This is a genomic window from Lentzea sp. NPDC051213 (assembly GCF_044455585.1).
Classification (GTDB): Bacteria; Actinomycetota; Actinomycetes; order Mycobacteriales; family Pseudonocardiaceae; genus Lentzea.
On sequence record NZ_JBITEX010000011.1, the window covers coordinates 61,761 to 80,887 of the forward strand.

The following is a 19,127-nucleotide window of genomic DNA, read 5'->3' on the forward strand; positions in this document are numbered from 1 at the left end:
TCATGCGCGTGATCTTCGCCAGCATGGCCTCCGTCGGCCACACCTACCCGTTGATCCCGCTGGCGGTCGCGATGCGCGAGGCGGGGCACGAGGTGCACTTCGCCGTCGGCGAGGAAATGCACCGGGTGCTGGGAAAGCTGGGGTTGCGGCCGTTCCGGCCGGGGTTCGTGTTCGGGGAGATCTACGCCGAGGACATCGCGCCGGAACTGGAGCGCCTGCTGCCGGATCTCGTGATCGGCGAGTGGGCGGTGCCCGAGGTCGTGTCCGAGGCTCGGCGCCGGGGGTTTTCCGCGCTGTGGCACGGGTTCGGGCGGATGTTCCCCGACAACATCGGGTTCGTGAAGCCGGTCGGCGGGCGGCACGTCGACATCTGCCCGCCCTCGTTGCAGGACCGGGCGTTCCTCGGGGAGGACCGGATTCCGTTGCGGCCGGTGCCTTTCTCGCCACCCGGCGAGGTTCCGGTGCGCACCGCCGGCAAGCTGATCTACCTGACGCTCGGCACCGCGTTCGGCACGCGGGAGCTGCTCGCCGAGGCCGTCGTGGGTCTCGGGAAGCTCACCGACGCGCAGGTGGTCGTCGCCGCGCCACGGGTGGAGCTCACCGCCGTGCCGCCGAACGTGACCGTGCACCCGTGGCTGCCTCAGGCGGAGGTGCTGCGGTACGCGGATGTCGTCGTCCACCACGGTGGCAGCGGCACGATGCTGGGCGCGCTGGCGGCGGGGGTTCCCCAGGTCGTGCTGCCGCAGGGGGCCGACCAGTTCGGCAACGCGGCCGCGCTCGTCTCGGCGGGTGCGGCGGTGCGGCCGGAAGCGTTCAGTGCCGGGCTGATCGCGGAGAGTGCGCGACTGTTGCTTGTGGACTCCTCGTACCGGGAAGCCGCTGGTCAGGTGGCGCGGGAGATACGTCACATGCCTTCGCCCGCTGTTGTTGCAGACATGCTGGCGGACGTTGTGTAACACTGTTTTTTATGAAGGCAAGCCGCCTGCGCTTCGGGATGAACCTGTGGCCGCCGTTCCTGTTCGCCGGGATCCGCGTGCTGGAGATCTCGCCGGACTACCGGTACGCACGGGTGCGGATGCGTCTGCGCCCCTGGAACCGCAACTACGTCGGCACGCACTTCGGCGGGTCGCTGTTCGCGATGACCGACCCGTTCTGGATGTTGCTGCTGTTCCACCAGATCGGCCGCGACCACGTGGTGTGGGACCAGGCCGGTGAGATCGAGTTCGTCGCGCCGGGCCGCGGCACCGTGTACGCCGAGTTCCGGCTGACCGACGAGCACGTCGACCAGGTGCTTTCGCAGACGCGTTCCGGTGAGAAGTCCTTGGTCTGGTTCGACACCGACGTCGTCGGGCAGGATGGGACCGTGATCGCCAAGGTGCGCAAGCAGGTCTACGCGCGACGCAAGCGCGACAAGCAGCTCGCGCATGCGTGAAGCCTTCGGCGCGGTCTTCGACGTCCAGCCGGGTTACCTGAACACGGCGTCCATCGGGGTGCCGCCCCGGCACGTCGCCGACGCGGTGGCGGCTGCGCACGAACGGTGGCGGCGCGGCGAGGACACGTCGTCCTCGTTCAACGAGGCGGTCGAGATCTCGCGCGAGGCGTTCGGCCGGCTGGTCGGGGTGCCCGCGACCTCGGTGGCGTGTGGCGCCACGGTCTCGCAGTTCGCCTCGCTGGTCGCCCGGTCGTTGCCGGCCGGTTCGAAGGTCTTCGTCGTGGACGGCGAGTTCACCAGCGTCACGCTGCCGTTCGTCGCGGCCGGCCACAAGATCGTGTCCACAGTGGACGAATGCGATCTGGTCGCGGTGAGCGTGGTGCAGTCCGCGGACGGGGCGATCGCGGACCTGGAGGCGTTGCGCTCGTCGGGCAAACCGGTGCTGCTGGACGTCTCGCAGGCCGCCGGGTGGATGCCGCTGTCGTTGGCGTGGGCCGATTTCGTCGTCGGTGTCTCGTACAAGTGGTTGATGGCTCCGAAAGGCGCGGCGTGGATGGCGGTCCGGCCGGACCGCATGGAGTTCCTCGGGCCGCTGGCGCCGAACTGGTACAGCACCGAGGAGAACTACGGGACCGAGCTGGTGCTCCGTTCGGACGCTCGGCGGTTCGACCTCTCGCCGACCTGGTTCGCCCACGTAGGTGCCTCGGTAGCGCTCCCATGGGTGGCGTCGCTGGACCTGGAAGCCGTCCGCGCGCACTGCCTCGATCTGACGGATCGGCTGCTGACCGGGCTGGGGCAGCCGAGGTCTGGTTCGGCCATCGTCTCAGCGGGCGTACCGCCCATTCCGGGCATCGTGTCGTCGGTTCGCGCAGGTCGGACGCGGTTCGCCTGTCACATCTACAACACGATCGAGGACGTTGATCGGGTGCTCGCAGCGCTTGACTGACCGCCGTCCGTTACCGTGGGTCCTTGTGTCGGAACCACGCCAGTCACCTGAAGAGGTGACCCAGAACCTGCCCCGCTTCCCACCGAGGCCGACCGACACCGCGCCGCTCTACCCGGCCGACGAGCTGTTGAAGCTCCAGTCGATCATGGACAACCGCCAGGGGCAGCTGCCCGTGCCGCCTCCCGCGCCGCAGCGCAAGACGACGTGGCTGGGCAAGGCACTGGCGCTCGTCGGCGTCGCGGTGGTGTCGGGGTTCGTGTGGTGGGTGCTGCAGCCGTCGGACCCGGTCGACCGGCCGCAGGCGACGCCGCAGAAGACCGCCGGTGAGTTCGAGTTCACCACCGTGCCGCAGTTGCCGGATCCCGTGAAGGACAGCGACTGCGCGGCCCACGCGTCGGGACAGACGGGGGCCTTCCTGAAGACGACCCCGTGCCTGCAGTTGACGCGTGCGTTCTACACGGCCAAGTTGCCGGACGGCCGGACCGTGTACTCGTCGGTGTCCGTGGTGAAGATGCGGACGGCGGACGAGGCCAGGCAGCTCAGGGAGCTGACGCAGAAGGACGGCACCGGCAACGTCAAGGACCTGGTCCTGGACAAGGCGATCAGCGTGCCGCCGCTGACCACGCTGGCCAACGGCGGGTACGCCTCCGAGCAACGCGACCAGGCGGTCGTGATCGTCGAGTCGGACTCGCCGGTCAGGGGCACAGATGCCCTCGCCCACAACAAGGAGATGAAGAAGGTCTCCGCGGACGCGCTCAGACTCGCGTCCTCGTTCGCCTAGCGCACGCGGGGAGCTTTCGTGCACTTGTAGAGCACGCAACGTCCCCGCGTGCCCTGCGGTCAGCCCGAGGCCACGCCCGGCATCGTGATGGACGCCGGGCTGGTCCCCGCGATCTTGCGCCACCGCGTCGCCCGCACCGCGGCCGTCGTCAGCGCCTCGAGCGCCGACGTCCGCAGCCCGGGTTCGTCGGTTCGCTCCAGCACGCCCCGCCACGCGGCACAGGTGTCCTGCTCGGCGGCGGCCAGCGCCGCGAGCGCGGACGGCCCGTCCGAGACCGGGGACGGTGGCAGGTAGGCGGCGGCGGGCGGGTTCGGCGTCGCGCCGTGGTCCTTCAGCCACCGCTCGGTCAGGTCCCGGCGGGCCCGGTGGGCGTTCGCGCCCTCCGCGACGGCGGCCGCCTGGTTGCCGAGGAAGGCCGACACCAGTCCGTACGTCCACACCGCCGCGTGCTCGGTGCCGAGCGCGGTCTGAACGGCGTCCACGCTCATGCGAGCACCTCCCGCAGCGAGGCGCAGCCGGCGGCCACCGATCCGGCGAGTCCTGCCCGGTACGCGGGCAGCGAGGCGACCACCATCGAGGCGTCGCGGACTGCGTCGTCGAGCGCGGTGCGCAGGGCCGCCAGCGGATCCGGTGGCGTGGGCGGGGTGGTGGGCACCGGCGGGACGGTCGAGGACAGCGGTGGCCGTTCGCGGTCGACCTCGGCCTGCAGCAGGCGGGCGTGCGTCTCGCGGGCCTTGGCGATCTCCGCGGCCACGGGCACGGTCGTGAGCGTCGTGGCCAGCACGGCGTCGGCACGGGCCTGAGCCGCCAGCGCCGACAACGGGTCCGGCGGCGGAGGTGGTGGAGGCTTTGTGGTGCACGCAACGGCGAGCGGTGCGGCGGCCACCGCGAACAGCACGCGGCGGCGGCTGACCGAATCGGAGATCACGTGAACCCATATTGCCAGCAGCCGTGCGGCGCGGTGGGAGGCGGGCAAAAGAGATAGTCTGAGCGTCCACGGCCGCCGAAACACCGTCGGCCGGGGTTTTCATGCGTTCGAACTGAAGGAGACACCACGTGTCCAGCCCGCCGCGCGGAGAGCTTTCCGCGCAGCTAGCACCCGTTGTGCGGGAAGCTCTCGAAGCCGCCGGCTTCGACCTCGACGCGCTCGACGTGAATCAGGCTGGGCGCCGCCGTCTGGTCAAGGTCGTGGTGGACGGCGAAGACGGGATCGGGCTCGACGAGGTCGCCAAGGCGAGCCGAGTGGTCTCCGCCGCCCTCGACGCGCACGACCACCTCATCAACGGGCCGTACACCCTCGAGGTCACCTCACCGGGTGTCGACCGGCCCCTCACGCACCCGCGGCACTGGAAGCGCGCGCACCTCCGGCTCGTGAAGATCAAGCAAGCCGAGCAGGCCGAGTGGTTCGGCCGGGTCGGCGAGTGCGACGAGACCGGGGTCGAGCTGCTGCGCCAGGGCGAGCTGAAGCGCGTGGAGTACCGACACATCGAACGCGCGGTCATGGAGATCGAGTTCAAGCAGCCGCCGGTCGAGGAACTGGCTCGGCTCACTCGGAAAGCACCGAAGGAGGAGCCGAGGTGAACGTTGACATCGCCGCCCTCAGGGCGATCGAACGTGAAAAGGACATCCCCTTCGAAACGGTTCTCGAGGCGATCGAGTCAGCACTGCTGACCGCCTACAAGCACACCGAAGGGCACCACGCGCATTCGCGAGTGGAGATCGACCGCAAGACCGGTGTCGTCCGCGTGATCGCGCAGGACCTGGGTCCGGACGGCGCGGTCCAGGAGGAGTGGGACGACACTCCCGAAGGCTTCGGCCGCATCGCGGCCACCACGGCGCGGCAGGTCATCCTGCAGCGTCTGCGCGACGCCGAGCACGAGCGCACGTTCGGTGAGTTCGCCGCCAAGGAGGGCGAGATCATCGCCGGTGTCGTGCAGCGCGACGCCCGCGCGAACGCCCGCGGCATGGTCGTCGTGCAGGTCGGCGACACCGAGGGGGTGCTGCCGCCGGCCGAGCAGGTGCCGGGCGAGCAGTACAACCACGGCGAGCGCATCAAGTGCTACGTCGTGAGCGTCTCTCGCGGCGCTCGTGGTCCGCAGATCGCTCTCTCGCGGACGCACCCGAACCTCGTGCGGCGGCTGTTCGCCCTCGAGGTCCCGGAGATCGCGGACGGCACGGTCGAGATCCCCGCCGTGGCACGTGAGGCAGGTCACCGTTCGAAGATCGCGGTCAAGACGACGGTCTCCGGCGTGAACGCCAAGGGCGCGTGCATCGGCCCCATGGGCGCTCGGGTGCGCAACGTCATGCACGAGCTCGGTGGCGAGAAGATCGACATCATCGACTACTCGGACGACCCCGCCACGTTCGTCGGGAATGCCTTGTCCCCGGCCAAGGTTGTGTCTGTGCGGGTGCTCGACGAGCGTGCCAAGACGGCGCGGGTCGTGGTGCCGGACTTCCAGCTGTCGCTGGCGATCGGCAAGGAGGGGCAGAACGCCCGCCTGGCCGCCCGCCTGACCGGCTGGCGCATCGACATCCGCAGTGATGCGGAAGCCCCGGCCGCCGGTGCGGTCACATCCAGTTCGGCCGAATGAGCTCCAGGGGATAGACTCATCAACGGTTCAACGTCGGGTTCGGTCACCCAACACATCGGCCCTGTTCGTACGTGCATTGGATGCCGCACTCGGACGTTGCCCTCTGAGCTGCTGCGTGTGGTCGCGGTGGACGGTTCGGTAGTTCCGGACCTCCACAGGCGGCTTCCTGGTCGGGGTGCTTGGTTGCATTTCGATCTCGAATGTCTGCGCAACGCCGAGCGGCGACGGGCGTTCCCACGGGCCCTGCGGGTCCAGGGATCACTCGACGTCGCTTCGCTGCGCGAGCACATGGAGCAACACTTGGCCACGGGACAGCCCCGCGGCCAGCAGGTAACTGGAAACAAGGAAGCAGGTCGACCCGTCATGAGTCAGCCGTGAAGCTGAAGACATGAACGCGCGACGTTAAGACGAGGTCGATGGGACTTGCCCGCCGGCCTCACAACAGAGGAGAGCAGTGGCAGGCAAGGCCCGCGTGCACGAGCTCGCGAAAGAGCTCGGCGTCACGAGCAAGGAAGTTCTGAACAAGCTCGCCGAACAAGGCGAATACGTCAAGTCGGCATCCTCCACCGTCGAGGCCCCCGTGGCCCGGCGGCTTCGTGATGCCTACGAAGCCAAGGCGAAGCCGTCGGCTCCCAAGCCGGCCGCCCCGAAGCCCAAGGCACCCGCACCCGCTGCTGCCGCCCCCGCCGCTCCGGCGGAGGCGAAGCCCGCAGCGGCCGACAGCACGTCAGCGGCGCCCGCCGCGCCGAAGGCCACTCCTGGCCCGCGGCCGGCCAGCCCGCGCCCGCCGGCGCCCAAGCCCGCTGCGGCAGCTCCTGCCGCGCAGGCCCCGGCTCCCGCGGCACCCGCTCCGCAGCCGGCCCAGGCTCCGGCACCCGCTGCCGCGCCGGCTCCGGCCGCCGAGAAGGCGGCTCCGGCCGCCGGCTCCAAGCCGGGCAGCAACCCGCGTCCGGGCCCGCGCCCGGCTCCGCAGCAGCAGCCGCAGGCTCCGGCCGCGTCGGCTGGTGCGCAGTCCCCGTCCGTGGTGCCGCCGCGCCCGCAGTCTCCCAAGCCTGCCGGCCCGCGTGCCCCGCGTCCGGGCAACAACCCCTTCGGTGTGGGTGGCGGCAACGCTCCCTCGCCGCGTCCGGGGCCTCGTCCCGGCCCGCGTCCCGAGCAGGGTGGTGGCGACCGCGAGCGGCCGTCCGGCCCGAAGCCCGGCGACCCGCGCCCGGCGAACCCGCGTCCCGGTGGCGATCGCGATCGTCAGGGCGGTCCCCGTCCCAGTGGCGACCGTCAGGGCGGCCCGCGTCCGAGCGGTCCCGGTCAGGGCGGTCCTCGCCCGAACCCCGGCAACATGCCTCCGCGCCCGAACCCCGGCATGATGCCGGGTCGTCCGGCCGGTAACCGTCCTGGTCCTGGCGGTGGCGGCGGTGGCCGTCCCGGTGGCGGCGGCGGTGGCGGCGGTCGTCCCGGTGGGGGCGGCGGCGGTGGCGGCTTCCGCGGCGGCCCTGGTGGCGGCGGTGGCGGTGGCGGCGGTGGCGGCTTCCGTCCCGGTGGCGGCGGTGGCGGTGGCGGTGGCTTCCGTCCCGGTGGCGGCGGTGGCGGTGGCGGTGGCTTCCGTCCTGGTGGCGGTGGCGGCGCTGGTGGCGGTGCCCCGGCCGGTGGTGGCGGCGGTTTCCGCGGTCGTCCCGGTGGTGGCGGCGGCGCTGGCCGCGGCGGTACCGCTGGTGCCTTCGGTCGTCCGGGTGGTCCGGCGCGTCGTGGACGCAAGTCCAAGCGGCAGAAGCGCCAGGAGTACATGGACAACATGCAGGCGCCTTCGGTCGGTGGCGTCCGCCTGCCCAAGGGGCAGGGCGAGACGATCCGCCTGCCGCGCGGTGCCTCGCTGACCGACTTCGCCGACAAGATCAACGCCAACCCGGCGTCGCTCGTGCAGGTGCTGTTCCACCTGGGCGAGATGGTCACGGCGACCCAGTCGGTGTCCGACGAGATCCTGGAGCTGCTCGGCTCCGAGATGAACTACGTCGTGCAGGTCGTGTCCCCCGAGGAGGAGGACCGCGAGCTGCTGGAGACGTTCGACATCACCTACGGCGAAGACGCCGGTGACGAGGACGACCTCCAGATCCGTCCGCCGGTCGTGACCGTCATGGGTCACGTCGACCACGGTAAGACGCGACTCCTCGACACCATCCGCAAGGCGAAGGTGCACGAGGGCGAGGCCGGTGGCATCACCCAGCACATCGGTGCGTACCAGGTGCAGACCGAGCTCGAGGGCAACCCGCGGCTCATCACCTTCATCGACACCCCCGGTCACGAGGCGTTCACCGCCATGCGTGCCCGTGGTGCGAACGCGACCGACATCGCGGTCATCGTCGTCGCCGCTGACGACGGCGTGATGCCGCAGACGGTGGAAGCGATCAACCACGCCCAGGCGGCCTCCGCGCCGATCGTGGTCGCGGTGAACAAGATCGACAAGGAGGGTGCGAACCCCTCCAAGATCCGTCAGCAGCTGACCGAGTACGGACTGGTCGCCGAGGAATATGGCGGCGACACGATGTTCGTCGACATCTCCGCGAAGCAGGGCATCAACATCGACAGCCTCCTCGAGGCCATCCTGTTGACCGCCGACGCCTCGCTGGACCTCCGGGCCAACCCGGACATGGAGGCCCAGGGTGTCGCGATCGAGGCGCACCTCGACCGCGGTCGCGGTCCGGTCGCCACTGTGCTCGTCCAGCGCGGATCGCTGCGCGTGGGTGACTCGATCGTCGCGGGTGACGCGTACGGTCGTGTCCGCCGCATGGTCGACGAGCACGGCGATGACGTCACCGTCGCGACCCCGTCGCGTCCGGTGCAGGTCATCGGTCTGACCTCGGTGCCGCGCGCCGGTGACTCGTTCCTCGTCGTCGACGAGGACCGCGTCGCCCGCCAGATCGCCGAGCGTCGTCAGGCCCGCACCCGCAACGCTGCCAACGCCGCGAAGCGCAAGCGCGTCAGCCTGGAAGACCTGGACGCCGCGCTGAAGGAGACTTCGGCACTCACCTTGATCATCAAGGGTGACAACTCGGGTACCGTCGAGGCCCTCGAGGACGCGCTCATGAAGATCGAGGTCGGCGACGACGTCGAGCTTCGCGTGATCCACCGCGGTGTCGGTGGCATCACCGAAGGCGACATCAACCTCGCCGTGGCCGGCTCCGCCATCGTCCTGGGCTTCAACGTCCGGGCCGAGGGCAAGGCGACCGAGCTCGCGAACCGCGAGGGCGTGGACGTCCGGTACTACACGGTCATCTACCAGGCCATCGACGAGATCGAGGCCGCCCTCAAGGGCCTGCTCAAGCCGGAGTTCGAGGAGGTCCAGCTCGGCCGCGCCGAGGTCCGGGACGTCTTCAAGTCCTCCAAGGTCGGCACGATCGCAGGCTGCATGGTCCTGTCGGGCGAGATCCGCCGCAACGCGCGCGCTCGCCTGATCCGTGACGGCAAGGTGATCGCGGAGAACCTCCCGATCAGCTCGCTCAAGCGGTTCAAGGACGACGCCACCGAGGTCCGCGAGGGCTTCGAGTGTGGTCTGACGCTCGGCAACTACAGCGATCTCAAGCTCGAGGACATCATCGAGACCTTCGAGATGCGCGAGAAGCCGCGCGCCTAGCGTTCTGATGGGGTGCGGAGCCATTTTAAACGGTGGCTCCGCACCCCTTTTCGCTGGAGGATCTTGCCCATGTACGTGGGGGCTCTGGAACTGGACGTGTTGCTCGGTGACGTCCACTCGTTGAAGGAGAAGCGCTCGGTGGTGCGGCCTCTCGTGGCCGAACTGCGCAAGCGCTTCGAGGTCGCTGTCTCCGAGGCCGGTCATCTCGACCTGCATCGGCGCGGTCTGATCGGGGTAGCGGCTGTCGCCGCTGACCTGGAACATGTCCGGGACGTCCTGGCCGCCTGTGAAAGGCTGGTCGCCGGACGTCCCGAACTGGAACTGCTCTCCGCCCGGACTCGTTTCGTCGGGCCGGAGGACGACTAGGAAGGGGAGGCTCGTGGCCGACACGGCACGTGCCCGCAAGCTCGCCAAGCGGATCTCACAGATCGTCGCTTCGGCTTTGGAGCATGAGGTCAAGGACCCTCGTCTGGCTCGGGTCACCATCACCGACACGAAGGTGACCGGGGACCTGCACGACGCGACGGTGTACTACACGGTTCTGGGCGAGCGCCTGGACTCCGAGCCCGACCTCGCCGGGGCAGCTGCTGCTCTGGAGAAGGCCAAGGGTGTGCTGCGCTCGATGGTGGGGCAGCAGACCGGGGTCCGGTTCACGCCCACGCTGACGTTCATGACGGACACCGTGCCGGACACGGCTCGGAAGATGGAAGAGCTGCTGGCCCAGGCTCGGGCGGCCGATGCCGAGGTCGCCCGGCTGGCGTCCGGCGCTTCTCCCTCGGGGGAAGCGGACCCGTACAAGGCGCCGCGTGAGGCCGAAGACGAGGACTGAGCAGACGGGACCGTCCACACTGGGCGGTCCCTTTGGTCTGTCTATGGGATGGAAACTACCCTGTTTAAGGGGTGCCCTGCAGCAAATTGAGACGGTGAACGGCTAACGTCTCCCTGTGGCAGACGACCTGAGCACCACCATTGCCGAGGCCGCGCGGTTGCTGGCCGGCGCCCGTGATGTGACCCTGCTGAGTCACATCAACCCCGACGCGGACACGCTCGGGAGTGCGTTGGCGGTGGGGCTCGCGCTGCATCGGCGCGGGGTAGCCGTGCGGGTGGCGTTCGGCGAGCCCGAGGACGTGCCGGAATCGCTCAAGGCGCTGGACACGGCCGGTCTCCTGGTGCACCGCGACGAGGTGCCGGAGGCGCCGGAACTGCTCGTCGTCATGGACACGGGAAGTCTGCAGAGGCTCGGCCCGCTGGCCGGGCGGGTCGCGCAGGCCACCGGGCCGGTCATCGTCATCGACCACCACGTGTCGAACACCCGCTACGGGACTGTGCACTGCATCGACGAGCACGCCGAGGCGACGGCGTTGATCGCTCTGAAGCTGCTCGACGAGATGGACGTCGAAATCGACGAGCCGATCGCCCGCTGCATCTACGCAGGCCTGGTGACGGACACCGGCGGCTTCCGCAAGGCCGGGCCGGACGCTCACCACACCGCCGCGAGGCTGCTTGAGACCGGCGTGGACGCCTATGCGGTGACACGGCCGTTGATGGACGCGCACCCGTTCGCGTACCTGCGCATGCTGTCGCGCGTGCTGGCCAAGGCCGAACTGGACCAGCAGGCCGCCGGCGGACTCGGGCTCGTGCACGCGGTGGTGGGCCAGGACGACACCCTCGAGGTGCGCAGCGAAGAGGTGGAGAGCGTGATCGACGTCGTGCGCTCCACCTCCGAGGCCGAGGTGGCCGCGGTGCTGAAGGAGTTGCGACCGGAGTTCTGGTCGGTGTCCCTGCGCGCCGTCAGCCGGGTCGACGTGCGCGAGGTGGCGCAGGTACTCGGGGGTGGTGGGCACCGGCTGGCGGCCGGGTTCACCTTCAACGGGACCGCGGAGCAGGTCGTTGCCGCGCTGAAGGGCGCGTTGGAGCAGGTGGAGTCATGACACGGACAGGGAGCCCGCGACTGCTGCGGGAGATCAACGACCGAGCGGCGATCGAGACGTTGCTGCGCAGCGGCTCGATGACGCGGGCCGAGCTGGAAGAGGTCATCGGCCTGTCGAAGCCCGCGACCGCCCAACTGCTCGCAAGGCTCGAAGAAGACGGCATGGTCGTCCGCACCGGCCTACGAGGCGGCGGCCGAGGCCCGCGCGCGCAGATGTGGGCAGTCAACGGCGGCGTCGGCTACGTGGCCGCGGTGGCGCTGACGCCGGACCTGATCGACGTCGTGATCGCGGACATCACCGGATCGCTGCTGGCCGAACACAGCGCGCCGATGCCCAAGGAACACACGCTGCAGGCGTTCCGCGAGACAGTGCAGAAGACGGCGGCCCTGGCCGGCCTGACCCTGGAAGCGCTCTCGCACGTCGTGGTGGGAACGCCCGGCGCGGTGGACCCGTCGACCGGCCACCTGGGCTTCGCCCCGCACCTGCCCGGTCTGGTGGACGTCGACCTGCCCTCGACGCTGCGCGAGCTCCTGGGCACGTCGGTGTCGATCGAGAACGACATCAACCTCGCCGCGCTGGAGGAGATGAGCTCCGGCCGCGCGGTCGGGGTCAAGAACTTCGTGCTGTTCTGGCCGGCCGACGAGATCGGCTCGGCGGTGGTCATCAACGGCGTGCTGCTGCGCGGCGTCACAGGAGGCGCCGGCGAGGTCGACTCGATGCAGGTGCCCGGCGGCCGCTACGGCGACCAGGTGGACTGCGACGCGATCGTGGAGCTGGCGGCTTCGCACGGCATCGATGCGCCCTCGGGTCTGGAGGCGGTCGCCCACGCGCTGACCGCGGGGACCGAAGGTCGCGCTTTTCTGTCGGACCTCGCTCGTAGGATCGCTTTGGGGTTGGCGAACGTCGTTTGTGTGCTCGATCCGGAGCTTGTGTTGCTGTCGGGTGGGGTGGCGCAGGCTGGTGGTGAGGCGTTGTGCGAGCTGGTATCGGTGGAGTTGTTGAAGCTGGTTGTGCCGCGTACTTCGGTGCAGTTGGCGCAGCTCACTGCTAATCCGGTGCGGTCTGGGGCGTTGCATTCGGCTTTGGCGGTGGCTCGGGAGCAGGTGTTTGGGCTGCCTCAGCAGGCTTAGGTCGCCCCTGATCGGGTGAACTTGGTGGGGTGGGTGTCCTGATCTGCTGGTCTGCGGATCTCGCTGGATGAGGAAGCGCGGGGTGAGCGGGCGGGGTTGGTTGTGGGCTGGCTGGGTCGGGGTGGTGTGGGGTTTGGGCTTGGGATGCGTCGGCGGTAGGAGTGCGGGCCTGCGCGCGGTGAGCGGGCGGGTGTCGTATCGAGCTTGGTGACGCCGAGCTTGGTGAACCATGTGCTTGGTGGCGTGGAGCCTGGTGGGGTGGAGCCCCGGTGCCGGGCCTGGTGTCGTGCCTGGTGGGGTGGAGCCCCGGTGCCGGGCCTGGTGTCGTGCCAGGTGGGGTGGTGCACCGGTGCCGGGACTGGTGTCGTGCCAGGTGGGGTGGTGCCCCGATGCCGGGACTGGTGAGGCCGTGCCTGGTGGGGTGGAGCTCCGGTGCCGGGACTGGTGAGACCGCGCCTGGTGCCCCGTGCCCCGGTGCCGGGGCTGGTGTCGTGCTTGGCGGCGCGCTTGGCGGCGCGCTTGGCGGCGCGCTTGGCGGTGTGGAGCCCGGTTGTGTCTGGTGGCGCGAGGCCTGGCGCCGCGCCTGGGGGTGGTACCAAGCGCGGGTAGCACGGACCCCCAGCGCCGTGCCTGTGGCGCCGTGCCTAGCGACGCCGAGCCCTGGTGCCGCCGAGCCCTGGTGCCGCCGAGCCCTGGTGCCGCCGAGCCCTGGTGCCGCCGAGCCCTGGTGCCTCTGTGCCCAGGTGCCCCGGCGCCCAGGTGCCCCGGTGCCCACACCGAACCTGCCCCCAGAGCCGCGCACACCCCGAGCCCAAGTGCTTTCCATCGCTAAACCCCAGGAAGCCCTTCCCCAGACCGTAGGTTCGTCAGGTGGAGGATCGGGTTCCCGCACGGCGGGTGATCGGCTTGGCAGTGCCGGCGCTGGGCGTCCTGGCCGCCGAGCCGTTGTACGTGCTAGTCGACACGGCGGTGGTCGGGCACCTGGGGGCACTGCCGCTGGCCGGCCTCGCGCTGGGCGGGGTGCTGCTCACCCAGGTGTCGACGCAGCTGACGTTCCTCTCGTACGGCACGACGGCGCGCACGGCGCGGTTGCACGGTGCCGGTCGGCGCGACGAGGCGGTCAAGGAAGGCGTCCAGGCGACCTGGCTGGCGTTGGCGGCCGGGGTGCTCGTGGTGGTGCTTGGGCAGGTGTTCGCGCGGCCGTTGGCGGGGTTGCTCGCGGGTGGTGGGGCCGTGGCGGATGCGGCTGTCGAGTGGGTGCGCATTGCGTTGTTCGGGGCGCCGTTCATCCTCGTGACGATGGCCGGCAACGGGTGGATGCGCGGTGTTCAGGACACCAAGCGGCCCCTGAAGTACATCCTGGTCGGCAACGGCATCAGCGCGGTGCTTTGCCCGGCGCTCGTGTACGGCGCGGGCTGGGGGTTGGAGGGCTCCGCGGTCGCGAATGTTGTGGCTCAGGTGTTGTCGGCGGGGCTCTTCTTCAAGGCGCTGTTCGCGGAACGTGTGCCGCTCACGCCGCATTGGGGGGCCATGCGCGCGCAGCTTGGCATGGGGCGTGATCTGGTGTTGCGCAGTTTGGCGTTCCAGGCGTGCTTCATCAGTGCGGCGTCGGTGGCGGCGCGGACGTCCATTGCGGCCGTGGGGGCGCATCAGGTCGTGTTGCAGCTTTGGACGTTCCTTGCGCTGGTGTTGGACTCGCTGGCTATTGCCGCGCAGTCGCTCGTTGGGGCGGCGTTGGGGGCGTCAAAAGCTAAGCAGGCCGAGAAGCTTGCCTGGCAGGTCACGCGTTACGGGCTGGTGTTCGGGATCGGGCTTGGGGTGCTGTTCGCGGCGCTGGTGACGGTGTTGCCGCGCGCCTTCACGTCTGATGCGGGCGTGCTGGCCGAGATTCCTAACGCATGGTGGTTCTTCGTTGCGCTGCAACCGATCGCGGGCGTGGTGTTCGCGTTGGACGGGGTGTTGCTGGGGGCCGGGGACGTGAAGTTCATGCGGACGGCGACGCTCGGGTCCGCGGTGATCGGGTTCCTGCCGCTGGTGTGGGCCTCGTACGCGTTCGGGTGGGGGCTTGCCGGGATCTGGACCGGGCTGTCGGCGTTCATGGTGTTGCGACTCGTTGCGGTGGTGTGGCGCACGCGGTCGGGGGAGTGGGCCGTCGAGGGGGCGGTCAGGTGACGCCCGAACGGGCGCTGTGTTCGACCTCACGGCATGAAATCGTTACCAAGAAGGTTGTTTAGGCGATGTAACTAATGTCTGCCCGCCTCCGACCTGGGGAGAGTGTCGCCTTGCCGGTCGTCGATCGCGCCACCCGCACTGCGTGGCTGATCTGGACCACCGCCGTTTTCGTCTACTTCGCCGCCGTCTTCCACCGCAGCACGCTCGGCGTGGCCGGGTTGGAAGCCAGCGAGCGCTTCGGGCTCGGGCCCGCCCAGCTCGGTGTGTTCACCGTGTTGCAGGTCGGCGTCTACGCCCTCATGCAGATACCCACCGGCCTGCTCGTGGACCGCTTCGGGCCGCGACGGATTCTCACCGTCGCCGCGTTGCTCATGGGTACCGGCCAGCTGCTTTTCGCCGTCGCTGATTCGTACGGGCTCGGGCTTGTCGCACGGGCCGTGCTGGGCATGGGTGACGCGATGACGTTCATCAGCGTGATCCGGCTCGTGGCGGCGCACTTCCCGCCGCGGCAGTACTCGCTCGTCGTCTCGGTCACGGCCGCGCTCGGCGGGATCGGCAACCTCATCGCCACCGTGCCGCTGACGCTCATGCTCGGCTCGATCGGCTGGACGTGGGCGTTCCTCATCGCCGGCGGCGTCACCGCGCTGTACTCCGTCGTAGCGTTCGCGCGCATCAGGGACGTGCCGCACGACTTCACCGCGCCCAAGCCGGAACCTGTGCCGCTCAAGCGGATCTGGCCGAAGGTGCGGCAGGCGTGGAGCGTGCCCGGCACGCGGCTCGGGTTCTGGGCGCACTTCAGCACCATGTCGACGCCCGCCGTGCTCGGCCTGCTGTGGGGCTACCCGTATCTCGTGCAGGCGCAGGGCATGTCCGCCAACGCGGCGTCGTCCACGCTCGGGCTGCTCGTCATCGGCGCGATCGTGTCGAGCCCGATCATCGGCGCGCTGTTCTCGCGCAACCCCGAGTGGCGCATGCCGATGGCCGGCTGGTTCCTGGCGTTCGCGTTCACCGGGTGGGGCGTGTTGCTGCTGTGGCCGGGCGGGCACGTGCCGGTGCCGGTGATCGCCGTCGTGTTCCTCGTGCTGACCGTCGGCGGGCCCATGTCGGGTGTCGCCTTCGCGCTGGCGCGCGACTACAACCCGTCGCACCGGCAGTCCACCGCGAGCGGTCTGGTCAACGTCGGTGGTTTCCTCGCCGTCACGGTCGCCGCGCTTGGTGTCGGTGTGCTGCTGGACGTGGTCGAGGGCGTGCTCGCCCCTGCCACGGCCTTCCGGGTCGCGTTCAGCTTCCTGGTGGTGGTCTTGGCATTCGGCGCCTGGCGGATGCTCGTGTGGTGGCGCCGCGCGCGTGCCGCGGTGTTCGAGGCCGAGGACCGCGGTGAGACGGTGCCGGTGCAGTTGCGGCGCCGCCGTTGGGACGCTCTGCACGTCGCTTAAGCTCTCCGGCCGTGAAACCTTCTGTTGCACCGGGCCTGGTCGTCGTCGACAAGCCGGACGGCATGACCTCGCACGACGTGGTGGCGCGCGTGCGCAGGATTCTCGGCACCCGCAAGGTCGGGCACGCCGGCACGCTGGACCCGATGGCGACCGGCGTGCTCGTGCTCGGCATCGAGCGCGCGACGAAACTGCTCGGCCACCTCGCGCTCGACAGCAAGGCCTACCTCGCCACCATCGTGCTCGGCGCGTCCACCACCACGGACGACGCCGAGGGCGAGGTTCTGTCCACTGTGGACGCATCTGGGGTCGAGGACGACGCCATCGCGGCCGAGATCGCCAAGCTGAGCGGCCCGATCCAGCAGGTGCCGTCGGCCGTGTCCGCGGTGAAGATCGACGGCAAGCGCGCCTACGCACGGGTGCGCGCGGGCGAGCAGGTCGACATCCCCGCACGGCCGGTGACCGTGCATCGCTTCGACGTGCTGTTCACGCGCCGTGAGGACAAGACGGTCCTGCTCGACGTGATGGTCGAGTGCTCCTCCGGCACCTATGTGCGTGCGCTGGCCCGTGATCTGGGTGCCGCGCTCGGTGTCGGCGGGCACCTGGGTGCGTTGCGGCGCACCAGGGTCGGCCCGTTCGACCTCCGCGTCGCCAAGACGCTGGAGCAGCTCGAGGAGTCGCCGGAGCTGTCGCTGGACCTCGACGCCGCGGTCGCCACGGCGTTCCCGCGCCGCGAGATCGACCCGGTGGAGGCGTCCGCGCTGTCGCACGGGCAGCGGTTGAGCGCCGGTGGGTTCGAGGGCACGTACGGCGTGTTCGGGCCGGACGGGCACGTCATCGCGCTGGCCAAGGACGAGGGCAACGCGTGCAAGCCCGTCGTGGTGCTGAGCCCGGCCGGATGAGCCGCTGAGGTGGCAAGCAGCGGCAGGGGTCGCCGACGTAGGCTGATCTCCGTGCAACGCTGGCGCGGACTAGATCACCTTCCCGGCGGCTGGGGCCGCTGCGTGGTCACCATCGGGGTGTTCGACGGTGTCCACAAAGGCCATCAGGCTCTCATCGGCCGCGCCGTGGACCTCGCGAAGCAGCGCGGCCTGCCGAGCGTGCTGATGACCTTCGACCCGCACCCGTCCGAGGTGGTGCGACCCGGCAGCCACCCCGCGCAGCTCACCACGCTGCGGCGCAGGGCGGAGCTGGTGGAGGAGCTCGACGTCGACCACTTCGTCGTGGTGCCGTTCACCCTCGAGACCTCCCGCATGCCCGCGGACGAGTTCGTGCACGAGGTGCTGGTCGAGAAGCTGCACGCGGCCGCCGTTGTAGTAGGTGAGAACTTCACCTTCGGGCACAAAGCGTTGGGTAACGTCGCGATGCTGCGCCAGCTCGGGCAGCGGTTCGGATTCGTGACAGAGGGGGCTGATCTTGTGTCCGCTGACGAGGTGACTTACTCGTCGACCTACATCCGCGCGTGCATCGACGCAGGGGACGTGAAGGCCGCGGCAGAGGCGCTGGGCAGGCCGCACCGGCTCGAAGGCATCGTCGTCAAGGGGGACGGGCGCGGGAAGGATCTGGGATTCCCGACCGCAAATCTCTCGACTCCCAAGTTCGCTGCCGTTCCGGCTGACGGGATTTACGCGTGCTGGTTCACCGATTCCGCGGGTAAAAAGCTCAAGGCCGCTGTCAGCGTGGGGACGAACCCGACGTTCTCCGGGCGGGAGCGGCGGGTCGAGGCGTTCGTGCTGGACGTGGACGAGGACTACTACGGGCAGCGGGTCGCGGTGGACTTCGTCGAGAGGCTGCGCGAGATGGTGAAGTTCGACTCCGTTGAGGCACTGCTCGAAGAAATGCATCGAGATGTAGACCGAACGAGGGAACTGCTGGCCGAGTCGTGACCGTCAGATTGGGCGAAGCGGGCGTGGGGGTGTCGGCCTGCTGGCAGGATGCGAGTCGGAGTACGGGCTACGGGAGAGGCCAACGTGGAGGACCACAAGATCGTTCAGCGCAACCTCGCCCTGCAGAGGGAGTGGTACGGGGAGCCTCTGGGTGACCGGGTGCGCAGGCTGGTCGTGGCCTTCAACGTGTCTCAGGCGCAGCTCGCGGACGTGCTGGGAATCAGCGCGCCGATGCTCAGCCAGGTGATGAGCGGCCGCCGCGCCAAGATCGGCAACCCGGCCGTGCTCGCGCGGATGATCATGCTGGAGCGCAAGGTCCTCACGCCGGACGTCGCGACCGGGGCGCCGGAGGCGTTGCAGCGGGCGCTCGACGACGTGCGCGAGTCCAAGCCGACCGTGTCCCGCGACTCCCTGCCGGTCAACGGCGACGAGAGCGTCGCGTATCCGGTGCTGCGCCGGGTCGCTGACCGCACCGAGCTCCAGCAGGCCGCGGACATGCTGCACGAGGAGTTCCCCGCGCTCGCCGAGCTGTTCCGCCGCGCCATTCGCGCCGCGACCAGGTGAGCTAAATCAGTTGGCACGGCCGGCCGTGCCGACCACAATGGGATTCAGCAGCGCGGACGGTGGTCACGCACCCGTCGCGCGGGTGGGGTTGCGCACGTCAGCGCGCCGCTGACCATCGCGCCTGATAACCTTCCCAGTTGGGTCTGGCTGCGGTCCGTGGCGGCCAGTACCGGCTACCCCGGCCAGCAATTCGGCGGGCGGGGCCGCACGGACCTGAACGAAGTAGGAGAAGTACCTAGTGGCACTGTCCACGGATCAGAAGAAGTCCATCCTCGGTGAGTACGGTCTGCACGACAGCGACACCGGCTCGACCGAGGCGCAGGTCGCTCTGCTGAGCAAGCGCATCGCCGACCTCACGGAGCACCTCAAGCAGCACAAGCACGACCACCACTCCCGCCGTGGTCTTCTGCTGATGGTCGGCCGTCGCCGCCGTCTGCTGAACTACCTGACCAAGGTGGACATCAACCGCTACCGCGCGCTGATCCAGCGCCTCGGTCTGCGCAGGTGATACTTGCCGAGGGGGAGTGACCGGCCGGTCACTCCCCCTCGGCGCACAGCCGGGTGTATACAGATCCCCGGCTGCAAAGAGGCAAAAACAGGGCCCGCATCGCGCGAAGCAGTTATCGCCGGTCCTCG

20 protein-coding genes are annotated in these 19,127 nt (G+C 69.7%); 18 read left to right on the forward strand and 2 right to left on the reverse strand.

The annotated features are described in order from the left end of the window. Positions 1-2 precede the first annotated feature (2 nt). The 4 genes from ACIA8G_RS38580 to ACIA8G_RS38595 are packed head-to-tail and all read left to right on the forward strand — an operon-like array spanning position 3 to position 3,159. Complete coding sequence (locus tag ACIA8G_RS38580) at positions 3-956, forward strand: glycosyltransferase (RefSeq protein WP_396423725.1); 954 nt, start codon at positions 3-5, stop codon at positions 954-956. 11 nt (positions 957-967) lie between these two features. Further along, positions 968-1,432 (forward strand): DUF4442 domain-containing protein, encoded by a 465-nt coding sequence (locus tag ACIA8G_RS38585; protein ID WP_396423726.1) that lies wholly within the window; start codon positions 968-970, stop codon positions 1,430-1,432. After that, positions 1,425-2,378: an aminotransferase class V-fold PLP-dependent enzyme gene (locus ACIA8G_RS38590; RefSeq protein WP_396423727.1), complete on the forward strand. Its 954-nt coding sequence runs from the start codon at positions 1,425-1,427 to the stop codon at positions 2,376-2,378. The genes ACIA8G_RS38585 and ACIA8G_RS38590 overlap by 8 nt, the downstream gene beginning before the upstream one ends. Positions 2,379-2,403: 25 nt before the next feature. Further along, entirely contained in the window at positions 2,404-3,159 is a 756-nt protein-coding gene (locus ACIA8G_RS38595) for a hypothetical protein (protein ID WP_396423728.1), read from the forward strand. Between the two features lie 59 nt (positions 3,160-3,218). Here the strand turns inward: ACIA8G_RS38595 and ACIA8G_RS38600 are convergent, their stop codons facing one another. Next, positions 3,219-3,647 carry a ferritin-like domain-containing protein gene (locus tag ACIA8G_RS38600; protein WP_396423729.1) on the reverse strand — a complete coding sequence of 143 codons (429 nt, stop codon included), beginning with the start codon at positions 3,645-3,647 and terminating at the stop codon, positions 3,219-3,221. After that, positions 3,644-4,087, reverse strand: a complete 444-nt coding sequence (locus ACIA8G_RS38605; RefSeq protein ID WP_396423730.1) for a hypothetical protein — start codon at positions 4,085-4,087, stop codon at positions 3,644-3,646. The genes ACIA8G_RS38600 and ACIA8G_RS38605 overlap by 4 nt, the downstream gene beginning before the upstream one ends. A gap of 128 nt (positions 4,088-4,215) precedes the next feature. Between ACIA8G_RS38605 and rimP the strand changes: the two genes are divergently transcribed. From rimP to rpsO, 14 genes are all read left to right on the forward strand, one after another. Beyond that, positions 4,216-4,740 carry a ribosome maturation factor RimP gene (gene rimP, locus ACIA8G_RS38610; RefSeq protein ID WP_396423731.1) on the forward strand — a complete coding sequence of 175 codons (525 nt, stop codon included), beginning with the start codon at positions 4,216-4,218 and terminating at the stop codon, positions 4,738-4,740. Then, on the forward strand, positions 4,737-5,750 hold the full coding sequence (nusA, locus tag ACIA8G_RS38615) for a transcription termination factor NusA (RefSeq protein WP_396423732.1): 1,014 nt from the start codon (positions 4,737-4,739) through the stop codon (positions 5,748-5,750). The genes rimP and nusA overlap by 4 nt, the downstream gene beginning before the upstream one ends. 126 nt (positions 5,751-5,876) lie before the next feature. After that, on the forward strand, positions 5,877-6,128 hold the full coding sequence (locus ACIA8G_RS38620) for a YlxR family protein (RefSeq protein ID WP_396423967.1): 252 nt from the start codon (positions 5,877-5,879) through the stop codon (positions 6,126-6,128). Between the two features lie 76 nt (positions 6,129-6,204). After that, on the forward strand, positions 6,205-9,375 hold the full coding sequence (gene infB / locus ACIA8G_RS38625) for a translation initiation factor IF-2 (RefSeq protein ID WP_396423733.1): 3,171 nt from the start codon (positions 6,205-6,207) through the stop codon (positions 9,373-9,375). 69 nt (positions 9,376-9,444) lie between these two features. Next, entirely contained in the window at positions 9,445-9,741 is a 297-nt protein-coding gene (locus tag ACIA8G_RS38630) for a DUF503 domain-containing protein (RefSeq protein WP_396423734.1), read from the forward strand. A 13-nt stretch (positions 9,742-9,754) separates the two neighbouring features. Then, positions 9,755-10,204, forward strand: coding sequence for a 30S ribosome-binding factor RbfA (gene rbfA, locus ACIA8G_RS38635; protein ID WP_396423735.1), 450 nt, complete (start codon positions 9,755-9,757; stop codon positions 10,202-10,204). Positions 10,205-10,319: 115 nt separating this feature from the next. Then, positions 10,320-11,306, forward strand: coding sequence for a bifunctional oligoribonuclease/PAP phosphatase NrnA (locus tag ACIA8G_RS38640; protein WP_396423736.1), 987 nt, complete (start codon positions 10,320-10,322; stop codon positions 11,304-11,306). Beyond that, positions 11,303-12,436, forward strand: a complete 1,134-nt coding sequence (locus tag ACIA8G_RS38645; protein WP_396423737.1) for an ROK family protein — start codon at positions 11,303-11,305, stop codon at positions 12,434-12,436. Before ACIA8G_RS38640 ends, ACIA8G_RS38645 begins: the two co-directional genes overlap by 4 nt. A gap of 870 nt (positions 12,437-13,306) precedes the next feature. Next, positions 13,307-14,608 carry an MATE family efflux transporter gene (locus tag ACIA8G_RS38650; RefSeq protein WP_396423738.1) on the forward strand — a complete coding sequence of 434 codons (1,302 nt, stop codon included), beginning with the start codon at positions 13,307-13,309 and terminating at the stop codon, positions 14,606-14,608. Positions 14,609-14,718: 110 nt separating this feature from the next. Then, complete coding sequence (locus tag ACIA8G_RS38655; RefSeq protein ID WP_396423739.1) at positions 14,719-16,044, forward strand: nitrate/nitrite transporter; 1,326 nt, start codon at positions 14,719-14,721, stop codon at positions 16,042-16,044. 11 nt (positions 16,045-16,055) lie between these two features. Further along, a complete protein-coding gene (gene truB / locus ACIA8G_RS38660; RefSeq protein WP_396423740.1) occupies positions 16,056-16,943 on the forward strand; it encodes a tRNA pseudouridine(55) synthase TruB in 888 nt (295 codons plus the stop codon). Between the two features lie 51 nt (positions 16,944-16,994). After that, complete coding sequence (locus ACIA8G_RS38665) at positions 16,995-17,927, forward strand: bifunctional riboflavin kinase/FAD synthetase (RefSeq protein WP_396423741.1); 933 nt, start codon at positions 16,995-16,997, stop codon at positions 17,925-17,927. Positions 17,928-18,011: 84 nt separating this feature from the next. Beyond that, positions 18,012-18,491, forward strand: a complete 480-nt coding sequence (locus ACIA8G_RS38670) for a helix-turn-helix domain-containing protein (RefSeq protein WP_396423742.1) — start codon at positions 18,012-18,014, stop codon at positions 18,489-18,491. Between the two features lie 238 nt (positions 18,492-18,729). Then, positions 18,730-18,999: a 30S ribosomal protein S15 gene (rpsO, locus tag ACIA8G_RS38675; RefSeq protein WP_045318466.1), complete on the forward strand. Its 270-nt coding sequence runs from the start codon at positions 18,730-18,732 to the stop codon at positions 18,997-18,999. The last annotated feature ends 128 nt before the right edge of the window (positions 19,000-19,127 follow it).